Annotated in this window: 10 protein-coding genes; 3 read left to right on the forward strand and 7 right to left on the reverse strand. The window is 35.2% G+C overall.

What is annotated here, in order from left to right:
• Window positions 1-150 precede the first annotated feature (150 nt).
• Together C8C85_RS08430 and C8C85_RS08435 are read left to right on the forward strand one after the other, a co-directional pair.
• On the forward strand, window positions 151-1,746 hold the full coding sequence (locus C8C85_RS08430) for a S8 family peptidase (RefSeq protein WP_116796674.1): 1,596 nt from the start codon (window positions 151-153) through the stop codon (window positions 1,744-1,746).
• A gap of 62 nt (window positions 1,747-1,808) precedes the next feature.
• A complete protein-coding gene (locus C8C85_RS08435) occupies window positions 1,809-3,683 on the forward strand; it encodes a M1 family metallopeptidase (RefSeq protein ID WP_116796675.1) in 1,875 nt (624 codons plus the stop codon).
• Between the two features lie 259 nt (window positions 3,684-3,942).
• On the opposite strand, the gene C8C85_RS08440 is transcribed toward C8C85_RS08435, so the two are convergent.
• The 7 genes from C8C85_RS08440 to C8C85_RS08470 form a co-directional block, all read right to left on the reverse strand.
• Window positions 3,943-5,157, reverse strand: a complete 1,215-nt coding sequence (locus C8C85_RS08440; protein ID WP_116796676.1) for a DUF418 domain-containing protein — start codon at window positions 5,155-5,157, stop codon at window positions 3,943-3,945.
• Between the two features lie 124 nt (window positions 5,158-5,281).
• Window positions 5,282-7,942 (reverse strand): MGH1-like glycoside hydrolase domain-containing protein, encoded by a 2,661-nt coding sequence (locus tag C8C85_RS08445; protein WP_116796677.1) that lies wholly within the window; start codon window positions 7,940-7,942, stop codon window positions 5,282-5,284.
• Window positions 7,943-8,224: 282 nt separating this feature from the next.
• A complete protein-coding gene (locus C8C85_RS08450; RefSeq protein WP_133243378.1) occupies window positions 8,225-8,821 on the reverse strand; it encodes a hypothetical protein in 597 nt (198 codons plus the stop codon).
• 169 nt (window positions 8,822-8,990) lie between these two features.
• A complete protein-coding gene (locus C8C85_RS08455; protein WP_116796679.1) occupies window positions 8,991-9,698 on the reverse strand; it encodes a DUF6090 family protein in 708 nt (235 codons plus the stop codon).
• A gap of 209 nt (window positions 9,699-9,907) precedes the next feature.
• Window positions 9,908-10,522, reverse strand: a complete 615-nt coding sequence (locus C8C85_RS08460; RefSeq protein ID WP_116796680.1) for a hypothetical protein — start codon at window positions 10,520-10,522, stop codon at window positions 9,908-9,910.
• Between the two features lie 185 nt (window positions 10,523-10,707).
• Window positions 10,708-11,394: a hypothetical protein gene (locus C8C85_RS08465; protein WP_116796681.1), complete on the reverse strand. Its 687-nt coding sequence runs from the start codon at window positions 11,392-11,394 to the stop codon at window positions 10,708-10,710.
• A gap of 212 nt (window positions 11,395-11,606) precedes the next feature.
• Entirely contained in the window at window positions 11,607-12,281 is a 675-nt protein-coding gene (locus C8C85_RS08470; RefSeq protein WP_116796682.1) for a hypothetical protein, read from the reverse strand.
• A gap of 178 nt (window positions 12,282-12,459) precedes the next feature.
• Here C8C85_RS08470 and C8C85_RS08475 point away from each other — a divergent pair, with 178 nt between their 5' ends.
• Window positions 12,460-13,530, forward strand: coding sequence for an IS110 family transposase (locus C8C85_RS08475; RefSeq protein WP_116795533.1), 1,071 nt, complete (start codon window positions 12,460-12,462; stop codon window positions 13,528-13,530).
• The last annotated feature ends 142 nt before the right edge of the window (window positions 13,531-13,672 follow it).

Consider the following 13,672-nt stretch of genomic DNA (forward strand, 5'->3'; position numbering starts at 1 on the left):
TTTTTTAAGAATATCCTACGCCTTTTATTTTTTCTAACAAAATTCCTATACAGAGGCATATTATCCTAAAAAACCGTTAATGATTGCTTAATATCTAAATTACTTCCACTATTTTTGAAATAAATTAGTAAAACTGGAAAACTTCTACCTATGAAAAAAATAAATTTAACGTCATTGACATTACTTGCGGCTTTGTCTTTTTGTCTTTCGGCCAATGCGCAAACTGCCACCAACTATATTGGTAAAAAAGGAGAACTAAGTGAACCTGAATTGCAAAGATGGTCACACTTGGATTTGGCCAAAGACAGTATTCCGGGGATGAGCGTGGATAAGGCTTATGCCGAATTGCTTAAAGGTAAAAAAGGAGTCAAAGTGATTGTAGGTGTTGTGGATTCCGGAGTTGATATTGACCACGAAGATTTGAAAGCAGTGATTTGGACCAATAAAAAAGAGATTGCCGGAAACGGAATCGATGACGATAAAAACGGTTATATCGATGATATTCATGGTTGGAATTTTCTAGGGAATGATTTACATGAAACTTTAGAGATGACCCGTATTATAAAAAAGGGTGATGACGGTTCGGCAACCTACAAAAGCGCATTGGCAGCTTATGATGAAAAATACGATAAGGCGATGAAAGACAAGAAGCAGGTAGATTTCTTGATTGCTACTGATAAAGCCATTCAAAAGCATTTGAATAAAGAAAATTATACCATTGAAGATCTGAACGGAATCGTTACTACCGATGCTGATTTGACCAAAAGCAAAATGATCATGACTCGTATTTTAACCAATGCGGGACCTACTTTCAGAGCTGAAATTGAAGATTACTCAAAATACGTTTACGGACAGCTTAACTATAATTTGAACAAAGAGTTAGATGGTAGAAAAGCGGTAGGTGACAATCCAGAAGATATTAAAGATACCAAATACGGAAACAACACTGTTTATGGTCCAGACAAAGAAGAAGCCCTTCATGGGACTCACGTTTCCGGAATCATTGCGCAAGTAAGAGGTAATAATATCGGTGGTGACGGAATTGCCAATAATGTGGAAATTATGGCCGTTAGAGCTGTTCCAGATGGAGATGAATATGACAAAGATATTGCATTGGCGATTCGTTATGCTGTAGATAATGGTGCTAAAGTAATTAATGGAAGTTTTGGAAAGAGTTATTCGCCACACAAACAATGGGTTTTTGATGCTATAAAATATGCCGAAAAGAAAGATGTTTTATTTGTACATGCAGCAGGAAATGACGGAAATAATATTGACTTGGACGAAAATATAAACTTCCCAAATGACTCTGAAGACAATAAAAAAGAATTCGCTTCTAATGTGTTGACTGTTGGCGCTTTGAATAATAAATATGGTGAAAATGTAATTGCAGATTTTTCAAATTATGGCACAATCAACGTTGATGTTTATGCTCCTGGAACTGAAATTTATGCAACGGTTCCAAATAACAAATACAAATACGAACAAGGAACTTCTATGGCTTCACCAAATGCTGCCGGAGTGGCTGCTTTGATACGTTCGTATTACCCAAAATTATCGGCCAAGCAAGTGAAGCAAATCTTGATGGATTCTGGAACACCACTTCCTGCAATGGTTGCTTTGGGTGAAAGTCCAAATCCTAATGAAAAACCTGTACCCGTTTCATCGGCTCAATCATCAAAATCAGCAAAAATGGTAAATGCTTACAACGCATTATTGATGGCCGAAAAAATGTCTAAAAAATAATTTAACTACTATTAATCCAATGGAAGAGTTTTTGGCTCTTCCATTTTTTTATTTCAAATAACATGCGCAAACTCTTTCTATTTGTATTTTTTTCAGTAAGTCTAGGTAATTTATTTGCCCAAAAAGCGGGTTACTGGCAACAACAGGTTGATTACAAAATGGACGTCAATATGGATGTCAAAAATTATCAGTATAAAGGAAAACAAGAACTGGTTTACACCAATAATTCTTCAGATACATTGAAGAAAGTGTATTATCATTTATATACAAACGCTTTTCAACCTGGAAGCGAAATGGATGCCAGACTGCAATCAATCAAAGATCCTGATGGTCGTATGGTAAACAAAATAAAAGTGGACGGTATTGACGTAAAAGAAAGCCGAATCAAAAACCTTAAGCCGAATGAGATTGGGTATTTGAAAATTTCTAATTTCAAGCAGGATGGTGTTACGGCTGTTGCCAAAGAAGTAGGTACTATTTTGGAAGTGACTTTGGCAAAACCTATTTTACCAAATTCAAAAACAACTTTCACACTGGATTTTGACGGTCAAGTGCCTGTGCAAATTCGTCGTACAGGGCGAAATAGTGTGGAAGGTATCGAATTGTCAATGGCACAATGGTACCCAAAAATGGCTGAGTTTGACTTTGAAGGTTGGCACGCCGATCCCTATATTGCCAGAGAATTTCATGGTGTTTGGGGGAATTTTGATGTGAACATCACAATCGACAAAGATTATACTTTGGGAGGTTCAGGATATTTGCAAAACCCTAACGAAATAGGTCATGGTTACCAAGACGAAGGAGTCACTGTAGTTTATCCGAAAAAAGCAAAGACCTTGACTTGGCATTTTATAGCGCCGATGGTACATGATTTCACTTGGGCTGCAGATAAAAATTACCAACACGATATAGTAAAAGGACCAAATAATGTCGATTTGCATTTCTTTTATAAAAACACGCCAGAGGTTGCCGATAATTGGAAAAAATTAGAACCATTGATGGTAAAAGTTATGGATTATTACAATAATACAGTTGGAAATTATCCATACAAGCAATACTCGTTTATACAAGGAGGTGATGGCGGAATGGAGTATGCCATGTGTACTTTAATGCTAGGCAACGGAAAACTAGAAGGACTTTTAGGAACAGCAACACACGAAATGGGACACTCTTGGTTTCAACATATTTTGGCTTCCAACGAATCCAAACACCCTTGGATGGACGAAGGCTTTACCACTTATATTGAAGATTCTGCTCTGAATGAATTGAAAGACAAAAAAGAAGATAACCCATTCAAGGGGAATTATGCCGCTTACTATAAATTAGTGGAATCCGGGAAGGAACAACCACTGTCAACTCATGGAGATCGTTATGATGAAAACCGTTCCTATAGTATTGCGTCTTATGTAAAAGGAAGTATATTCCTTTCCCAATTGGTTTATGTGATTGGTCAGGACAACTTGAACAAAACCTTGAAAAAATACTATCAAGATTTCAAATTCAAGCACCCAACACCAAACGATATTAAGAGAACTGCCGAGCGTGTTTCGGGAGCTAACTTAGACTGGTACTTGGTAGATTGGACCGAAACATTAAACACTATCGATTACGGAATAAAAGACGTTAAAGAAAACGCAGACAAAACAACAGTAACCTTAGAGCGCATCGGTAGAATGCCAATGCCTATTGATTTATTGGTAGAGTATGCAGATGGTACTAAAGAGAGTTTCTACATTCCGTTGCGCATGATGAGTTTCGAAAAAGAAAATCCAACTCCAGCAATTACAAGAACCGTTCTCAATGATTGGGCTTGGGCATATCCTACTTTTGAGTTTAACATTTCAAAATCTAAGGCAACTATCAAGAAAATCACGATTGACCCAAGCGGTTTAATGGCTGATGTTAAACAAAACAATAATGTTTACGAACTGAAATAATTTTTTGAAAATAAACATAAAAGGCTCTTTTAAAATGTAAGGTTTTAAAAGAGCCTTTTTTAGTTAGTATTTTTAGGAGGTGCCCCCGTTGAGTAAAGGGCTAACTTGTTGCATCGATTATAAAGCCCTTTTACTCAACGGGGTCGGGCTATACGCGCTACTTCGGTAGCTTGCTGCTATCCCTCACCCGTCATAACAGCATTAGTATAAACTTAGAAATTTAGTTTTTCAATGAGATTATGGGAGTCTTTGAATTGCCTTAAACCTCAATAACAAGAGCTTCCACTTCTTTTGAGATCAATTCGGATTTGGTTTTCTTGAACGTAAATATTTTTCTGTAACTCAATACTCTCCATAGCCATTCCACAGGGCCATAATTGAATTTGGAAAGCCACCATTTGCTGACAAACAATTGAATAATGAATACCGAAATAGCCAGTATAAAGTAGAACCAAAAAGGCATAGTATTGTATAATTTCAATCCAACGCCCGAGAAAATAAGAAAAGCCAATAGGTTTTGAACGATGTAATTGGTCAAGGTCATTTTGCCCGAAAATCTAAAATAGGCAAAAACGGTTTGTAGTTTATTATGATAATACAGCAAGCAAATTCCTGAAGCAATACAAATCATTGTACTTAATATTAACCAATAGCCAGGTCTGAAATAAGTTGGGAAAACCAAATCTATTGAAAAAACAATTTCAAAAATAGAAATGAGTAGAAGCGTAATTACCAGACTGATGAAGAATGTCTTTTTTAAAGTTTTTTTCATTTCGGGCAGACGATTAAAAAAAGCTGTTTTTTGAGCATAAAACCCCAATAACATACAAGCAAACATCATTATGTGGACTGTTATTGCATAAGTTAAATTTAGTATTTGACCATAATATGTACCCAATAGATTGTACTCAAACACATCGAACCAGTTGGCAGAATGATACAATTGTAAATATTTAGGATCCGAATACACATCTGGAACACTATATTCTAACGTATTAACATAACCGGAAACGAAAGGAATAGTTAGTAAAAGGAACAGACTCACCCTAAGAATTGTTTTTGCAGAACATTTATAAAACAATAATAAAATAAGACCCAGAAAAGCATAATCTTTCAAAATGTCACCCAGCCAAATAGCCGAATTAAGAAAAGCCAGCACAAAAAGAATCAACATTCGCCAAGCAAAAAAGCCAACAGGATTCTTGCCTTTGCTTTCTACATTTTGAATTAAAACAGCAAAACCATAACCAAATAAAACACTTAATAATGTCCAAGATTTGGCTGCAAAAACATATTGATGAATATTTCCAAGAATTGTTGTTACTATATTTTTAGCATTAGAATCTGAAGGTAAGCCAATGAACTTATAATCGACATAATTACCAATGACAACACCAAGTAAAGCCCAGCCTCTCAGAATATCAACAATTGTGGTTCTTTTATTATCTTCAATCGGTTTGTAGGTGTTGTTCATGTTTTAAAATTAAGAAGTGGTTTAGTTTTGGTTTTTAAAAGCACCCAAATGTAGGAAAAATAAAAAATCACCAAGTAAGATTTTTAAATATCTTGTTGGTGATTTTTATGTTGTATGTTAAACGTTATTCTGCTACCTCATGCAAATGCCGGATAATTTCAGAGATAAGTCCAGTCCATCCCGTCTGGTGGTTAGCTCCTAAACCTTTACCGCTATCTCCATCAAAATATTCAAAAAACAAATGGTTTTTATTGAAAAGAGGGTCTTCCTGAAATTTTTTGTATTCGCCATACATTGGGATTTTTTTATTGGCATCGGGAACAAATAGCGCTAATAATCTTTCGGCTACACCTTCGGCGGCTTCTTGTAAATTCACCAATTTACCCGATTCGGTCGGAAATTCGACCTTGAAGTCTTTGCCATAATAGCTGTGGAATTTTTCCAGTGAATCCAAAATCAAATAATTCATAGGAAACCAAATAGGACCTCTCCAATTGGAATTTCCGCCAAACATGTCTCCGGTGGCTTCGGCTGGCGTATAATCTACTTGAATGGTTCCGCCATCATGTTTGAATTTATAAGGTTGGTCTTTATGGTATTTGGATAAAGAGCGAACTCCATAATCGGACAAAAATTCCTTTTCGTCAAACATACGTTTGAGTATCATTTTCATTCTATGTCCTCTAAGCGTAGAAAGTAAACGGGTTTCACCTTTCCCTGGATTGTACCAACTGGAAACTAAACCAGCTAGGTCAGGACGGTTTTTCAAAACCCATTCGACGCGGCGCTTGAAGATGGGCAATTTTTCCAGTAATTCGGGCGTTAAAACTTCGACGGCAAATAGAGGAATTAATCCAACCATTGAACGAATTTTTAGTAGTTGGGCATCACCGTTTTCTTTATGGAGCATGTCATAATAAAACTGATCTTCTTCATCCCAAAGGTTCAATTTATTATCCCCCAAAGATTGCATGGCTCCCGAAATTTGGAGAAAATGCTCAAAGAATTTGGATGCCATATCTTGATAAACAGGATTTTTTAGCGATATTTCACAGGCTATTCGCAGCATGTTCAGGCAGTACATTGCCATCCAACCCGTACCATCGGCTTGTTCGAGATGACCTCCTGTGGGTAAATCGGCGGAGCGGTCAAATACTCCAATATTATCCATTCCGAGGAATCCACCCCCAAAGATGTTATTTCCGTTTTTATCCTTCAAGTTTACCCACCACGTAAAATTGAGCAGCAGTTTGTGAAAAATACGTTCCAAGAAAACAGTGTCACCAACACCATTATTGGCTTCTTTGTCAATTTCATATACTTTCCAGGTTGCCCAGGCATGAACGGGCGGATTGACATCCGAGAACGACCATTCATAAGCCGGGATTTGTCCATTGGGATGCATGTAATATTCCCTAAGAATAACCGATAATTGCCTTTTGGCAAAATCAGGATCCAATCTGGCCAAGGGCAAGGTATGAAAAGCCAGATCCCACGCGGCAAACCAAGGGTATTCCCATTTGTCCGGCATCGAGAGAATATTGGACGTATACATGTGTTTCCATGCACTGTTGCGCCCCTCTTTTCGATTGGCATCGGGTCGGGGAGTTGATGGATCGCCTTTTAACCATTCAAAAACATTATAGTAATACCATTGTTTGGTCCAAAGCATACCTGCGTATGCTTGTCGCTGAATGGATTTTAATTTTTCGTCTTTTACCCCTTTTTGAAGTGGTGCATAAAATTCGTCGGCTTCCTCAAGTCTTTGTTTAAAAACAGCATCAAAATCTTCAAAGGGTTTATCCGGATTGGTATTTGTAAATCGAAGGCGGTATTCTTTTTTGCCAAGTGGCGGAATGTAATCATCATAATGTACCGATGCTTTGGTACCAATGGCTTCTGGATTTATGCTAGTTCGTTTTTGATTGATAATATAATCGTTTATTCCATCTTTGGCATAAGTAGATTGAGCGGGCGATTTATATAATTTTTCAAAATTAGTCTTGTTGTCACAAAACAAAAGATCTTTGGCATTTTCGGCGTACAAATTGAAGTGACCCACCAATCGGTGATTGACTTCTATGTGTGATTTGTCGACTCCAATTAAAGTAGGTTTGTGTTTGTAATTTTCATATCCCCAACTCCATGTATTCCTGAACCAGATAGTAGGTAATACCGTAATGGGAGCCATTATTTTGGAACGATTTTCTACCGTTACCTTGATTAATATGTCTTGTTCATCGGCTTTGGCATATTCAATAGTGATATCAAAATATTCATCTTTGTCAAAAACCCCCGTGTCCAGCAATTCATATTCGGGTTCCAGACGGCTACGCTTTTTACTTTCCTCAATTAATTTTTCATAGGGAAAAACGGCATGAGGATACTTATAAAGCATCTTTTGGTAAGAATGTGTAGGAGTAGAATCTTGATAAAAGTAAATTTCTTTGACATCCTCGCCATGATTTGATTCGGCTGGAGTTAACCCAAAAAAGCGCTCTTTTAAGATACGGTCTTTATGGTTCCAAAATGCAAAAGCAAAGCAGATGTGTTGTTTGTTGTCGGAAATACCCCCAATCCCTTCTTCACCCCAGCGATACGCTTTGGAACGAGCCATGTCATGAGTAGTGCTGCCCCAGGCATAACCACTTTGGGAATAATCTTCTCTCACGGTACCCCATTGTCTTTCGGTTAAATAGGGACCCCATTTTTTCCAGCCTTTATTATCGGTTCTTAGTTGTAAACGTGCTTTTTCGGCGTTTTTTTCTGGATCTCTTTCTGGCATACCCTGTCTAATTTATTTCTAGTCGCAATTTAGACAAAACACGTATAAAAATCGGTATATAATTGGCAAAAATCATCGGAGATAATTAATGAAAAGTTATTTATGAATTGTTTTATTATTTTATTTACAGAATCGGCCTAAAACGGGAATTTGTTTAGCTTTTGTTTTTTGTGAAGAGGTGAATAAATTCTGTTAAAGGGGTTTGATTATTGATTTTTGGAGGAACAACTTTTCATTAAGCTTATTGCCCAAATTTGTTGTAGTAGGTGTTGGGCGGCTTTACTACTTTATTGACTTTTTTTTAATATCTCTTATTAGTTTATTATATGCGCCAATTATTAAACTTCTTGAAGGCTTAGAAAAATGAACATCAGAGTTATCTTTTGGTTTTCCTACAGAAGCTACTACTTTTTGAGTGTAAATAATTTGAGAATTTTTTAAATCGTAGATTTCGATTGTTACTTCATTACTGTTCATGCCTTCTCTGCTCATTCTATGTGGAGTCAAATCAATTGAACCAAAATCATTTCTTGTTTGGGTAGCTTTAATGTTTATGAAAAAGTCATAGTTAGTTCCTTTTTTAATATCTGCAATGATTTGCTTACTTGGATTCAAAGGAATTTTTTTCTGTGTCAAAAGTAAACCAGAAACATCGGTCACATAATTTAATCTTTCGCCGAGAAGAATCTTAAAGTCACGTATTGAAGTTTCTTTAAGATATTTTGTGCAATCTGCCGGCGCATCTACCTCATTAAGAAGCCATTTTCCGTTGGTGAAATCGACACCTGTTGTTTGTCCGGGATTGTAGAAAACATAAGAAGGTAAGTTGCAAGAACTAAGTACTACCATGCAAAAGGCAAGAAATAGAATTTTCTTCATGAATCAATGTTTAAGATTTGTTATGATAATGTCGCCCAAGGTTCTGGTACTACTGCGGATTTGCCACCCGATAGCGAACAGGCGAAACAAATCATTCCAAATACAAAACCATTTTCAAATTAAGCCCAATGCCCAAATTCGTTGTAGTAGGTGTTGTGCGTTCGCTTTTTTATTTATTCTCTTTCTTGTCAATTTCTTTTATAATTTCTCTTGCTTGTTTAATAGCATTTCCATAAGATTTTTGGCTGTATTTGGTAAAATTATCAATACCCGACAAAATAATCTTTGTCTTCTGTTTCAATAAAGCCTTATTGATATCTTCATCTTCTTTTCCATTCATCAATAAATCTATATATCTTGAAGTAAGTTTTTCGTATGACTCTTCGACATGTGCTATCTGTGGAATAGTTTGCTGATAATAACTCAAAACCATATTCCTTAAGTTTTGATTTTCTATGGTATTTATTTTTCCACTAGATTTAAAGCCTTCATATCTACCATTATTTACTACTGTATTAATGATATTTGTACCTGAATTAATCTGTTGATGATTAGCTTTAATACTGTCTATTTTTTTTGGTGTAAGATGTAAAATAAATAAAACTTGTTGTTGAGTTTTATGAAATGTTTTTTTTGAGTCTTCCAGGTTTGAAATGTCACTTTGTAAATCTTCTTTCAACCCAATTAAAAATGTTTGTGCCTCTTTATGCTGATGTCTTTCTTCGCTCCAAGAATGAAGCCAAATTGAAAGTGTAACTGCAAATACAATAATTAAAATTTCAGCAAGTATTTCTTTTGCTTTTTCTTTGAAAGAATGTTTTTTATTGTTCATCTCCGAATATATTTTTTTTGTGTGTTTTATTATTTCGTCTTGCATATTTTAGTTTTGTAATTTTAAATGTTGATTAGTTATTTCTATCGCTCGAAAGTGACGCACAACGTCCCCGCGCTACAAGCAGTTTGGAACTAAATTTAGCTCTATTTTCGGATTTGCCACCCGAGCGATAGCGAACAGGCGAAGCAAATCTTCCAAATACAAAACCAACTTTTCATTAAGCCTATTACCCGAATCCGTTGTACTAGCTGTTAGCCGACGTTTTTATTAAAACCAATTTCTTTTTTATCAAAATTGAACATGGTTTTTAGTTCTTGATATTTTTCATCAAATTCTTGCTTTGAAATAGCCTCAACTCTCCATAACCACTTCAAATTTTCATATTGGTTTTCATAACTAAGATTTTTATCTAAATACATATAATTTTCCCTTAAATATTTGTCTCTAGATGTGAAAATATTCTCTATGAATTCATTTACAACTTGCTCGTTTGGAATTTTTTTATATATAAAAACGGCGGTATTATTTTTTGGAATTTTAATTTTCCACGATTTTTCTTTATTAATTAAAAAGATAACCAATAAAACTGTAGCTATTAAAGAAAAGAATTTCCAAATATCGGGATCGTAATCTTTATCATTTCTACTTATGAAAGATATAAAAGCTAAAAAATATATAAAAACCGAAAATATTATAAAAAGGATGTTTGAATTTTCATGAGAAGCTTTATTATTTGACAAATCTTCAAAAGGGATTAGTGCTTCAAGATTACTTTTTCCTGGTATAATTTCTTTATACGATAATTTTGACTCTAAAATTTCAAATTCTCTTTTGTGAAAAAATCTATTCTGTTTCAATGTTTGCATAATTACTCTATAAATTGTCAGCTAACGTTCTGGAACTACAGCGGGTTTGGGACTAAATTAAGCCCATTATTCGGATTTGCCACCCGAGCGATAGCGAACAGGCGAAGCAAATCTTCCAAATACAAACCAATTTTTCGATTAAGCCTAATACCCAAATTGCTTGTAGCGTGTGTTGGGGATCGTTTTTATTTTCCAAATAGTGAATTCCAAAGACCTCTAGGCTTATCTTCAATTTTAATTTTGGAATTATTTATCTCAGAATTATCATTTGTTAAGTTTCTGATTCCACTATACAATGGTTCTCCTTGTTTTGGAATAGGTGTAATAGTTTCAAGAGGATAGAAGTTATTATAACCATCCATTCCTACTGGAAAATCTGTTCTTTCGGTCCATCTTTTTTCCAATAACTCTGGAATAGGATTCATTTCAATTTTATCATCAAAACTTTTTTTAGCCTTATCAATAAATTGTTGATCAAAATTGGAAGAAACTTTAGAAAAATAATCTAGACCGTTGGCAGGTATATGCAAAAGAAAAATTTGTGTTTTATCCTTTAATTGGTATATATTCAAAACTTTAAAATAGCTATTTGCATTAATGCAACAATGCCCATATTTTTCAACATCTGGATTGATTTCGTGTAATTTTGCAGCTTTAGATGATGCAATAATAAATCGTGTGTTTTTAACAATTCCTGCGCCTTTCCAACTTACATCAAGGAAGTATCCATTTCTTAAAATTTGGCCTTCTTTAAATTGGTTAAGTACATTACTTTTTAAGTCACAATCTTTATAGTACAAAGTTGCACCTGGATAAGTCCAATTGAAAATTTCTTCTGAATTTTCCAAAAACTTTTTATCGTTTTCTATCATTTGTTAAATTATTAATGAATTTTCTTTGGTATTCTATAATTATCGCCAACGTCTTGGCACTACAGGGGGGTTGGGACTAAATTAAGCCCTATTTTCGGATTTGCCACCCGAGCGATAGCGAACAGGCGAAGCAAATCTTCCAAGTATAAAACCATCTTTCCATTAAGCTCAATGCCCAAATTGCTTGTAGTGACTGTTACCTGCTGGCTTTATTAATTAAATCCAAATTCGATAAATTTGGATCCTATTTCATTTATACTATAAATCAGTTTAGGTTGAATATCTTCTCCTTTTCCTCCAATTCTGATTTGCATCTGTTTTTCTCTTTTTATGTCAGAAATTGATTGTTTTATAAGTCCTATTTGGTGTAAGTTTGACTTAACATCATCATCTATTCTTCCAAGATGGTAATTGTTTTCCAATAACTTTAAGTCTTCTATATACGCATTATCAATAATGTGGGTCAGTCTTATAAAATCATTATATTCCAATTTTCCAATAATTGTTTTTTTAAATAGTCTTCCTATGAAGGTCGCTTTTTCATCATCGTTTAATCTATTTAGTGTTATAAGTAGTTTTTCTCCAGCTTTATTTGTTTCCTTTCTGGACTCCAACTCATTAATAAACTTTTCTCGGTGAGTTAGCTCAATATCCTTTAATTCAAACAGGAATTTGAGTAGTTTTTTGGTAAAAAAAGATTCTGTTATCTTTTGGTATAAGCTATAACCTTTAAAGCCTATTCCGAATATAGGAATATCTTTTAAAACTTCTGATTCTGTGATTAAATCTAGACTGGTTTCAAGAATTTCAGGTGTTAATTCAGTTATTGCTTCTGATTTAACAGATTTAAAAATATCAACTTGATTTTTCTCGTTTTTATCTCTCATTTTTGATGCTTGCAGGTAACGTCTTGGCACTACAGCGGGTTTGGGACTAAATTAAGCCCTATTTTCGGATTTGCCAAATCATCCCAAATACAAAACCATTTTTCCATTAAGCCAAATGCCCAAATCCGTTGTAGCATCTATGTAAAAGCATAACTTAGAATTACTAAAAACAAAGATTATGCAATTACAAGATGCCTTAATAAAACCAAAGATATTCATTGGTTTAGATATTCACAAAAAAAGCTGGACAGTTTCCATTCAAACTGATTTGTTCTTTCACAGAACGTACTCGATGCCTTCCGTTGCCGAGGATTTATTTCAATATGTGGAGCAAACATTTCCTGATTACGAAGTGGATTTAGTTTATGAAGCAGGCTGTTGCGGGTTTTGCGCCGCCCGCTATTTTTTAAACTTAGGTTGGAGTGTTTTGGTTGTCAATCCATCCGATGTCAAGACAGGAGACAAGGAACGATATCAAAAAACAGACGCCTTAGATTCGAGAAATCTGTCCAATCAATTAAAGGCGGGTGTTCTGCGGGGAGTTTATATTCCTACTGAAGAACACGAACAGTTTACGACTTTGGCCCGTCATAGAACCCAAGTCACCAAGAAACTCCGACAAAGCAAATTGCATATTAAAAGTATGTTGCTCTTTCATGGCATAACAATACCTCAAGAGTTTGATAATTCAAATTGGAGCAAAGATTTTATTGTCTGGCTAGAAAATATAAAATTCAGCAATACTTGTGGAGAATTGGCTTTGCAGGGCAAAATACGGATGTATAAATTTATCAAGTCAGAGTATTTGGAAATTGCGAATCAAATGCGTGCTCATTGCCGAAAGACCCATAAGAAAGATTATAATCTCTTGAAGAGCATTCCAGGAATTGGGGGTTATCTGGCAAGCGTGATTCTGGCCGAGTGTGGTGATTTGCGCCGATTCAATAACGAGGGACAATTCAGCTCTTACATCGGATTGGTTCCTGGGATTTATAATAGCGGCGGTTCGGAAAAGTGTTTGGGAATAACTCCCAGAAGCCGTTCACAATTACGGAGTTATTTAGTGGAAGCCGCCTGGGTTGCCATTAGAAAAGATACCGAAATGCAAAACTATTACCGCAAACATCAAGGCAAGAACGTAAAGAGTATCATCATTAAAATAGCCCATAAAATGGCACGAAGAATACTCTCGGTCATTAAAACGGAAACACCCTATCAAATCAATAGAAATTTAGTGTTAGAAAAATAAAAACAACCTTCTTAAAAAGCTCAATTATAACAGAAGATAGACTGCAAAACAGCTAAGGTGGTTCTATAAAACGAAGCCACATTTTGTAGCAGGCAGCTATTTTTTATTCTTACAATCATACAGATGCTGGTGGTCTCGTTCT

This window comes from Flavobacterium sp. 103 (assembly GCF_003096795.1).
GTDB lineage: Bacteria > Bacteroidota > Bacteroidia > Flavobacteriales > Flavobacteriaceae > Flavobacterium.

Coding starts and splice junctions, on each gene's coding strand:
- C8C85_RS08430 (WP_116796674.1), top strand. CDS start 151: ATGAAAAAAATAAATTTAACGTCATTGACATTACTTGCGGCTTTGTCT.
- C8C85_RS08435 (WP_116796675.1), top strand. CDS start 1,809: ATGCGCAAACTCTTTCTATTTGTATTTTTTTCAGTAAGTCTAGGTAAT.
- C8C85_RS08440 (WP_116796676.1), bottom strand. CDS start 5,157: ATGAACAACACCTACAAACCGATTGAAGATAATAAAAGAACCACAATT.
- C8C85_RS08445 (WP_116796677.1), bottom strand. CDS start 7,942: ATGCCAGAAAGAGATCCAGAAAAAAACGCCGAAAAAGCACGTTTACAA.
- C8C85_RS08450 (WP_133243378.1), bottom strand. CDS start 8,821: ATGAAGAAAATTCTATTTCTTGCCTTTTGCATGGTAGTACTTAGTTCT.
- C8C85_RS08455 (WP_116796679.1), bottom strand. CDS start 9,698: ATGCAAGACGAAATAATAAAACACACAAAAAAAATATATTCGGAGATG.
- C8C85_RS08460 (WP_116796680.1), bottom strand. CDS start 10,522: ATGCAAACATTGAAACAGAATAGATTTTTTCACAAAAGAGAATTTGAA.
- C8C85_RS08465 (WP_116796681.1), bottom strand. CDS start 11,394: ATGATAGAAAACGATAAAAAGTTTTTGGAAAATTCAGAAGAAATTTTC.
- C8C85_RS08470 (WP_116796682.1), bottom strand. CDS start 12,281: ATGAGAGATAAAAACGAGAAAAATCAAGTTGATATTTTTAAATCTGTT.
- C8C85_RS08475 (WP_116795533.1), top strand. CDS start 12,460: ATGCAATTACAAGATGCCTTAATAAAACCAAAGATATTCATTGGTTTA.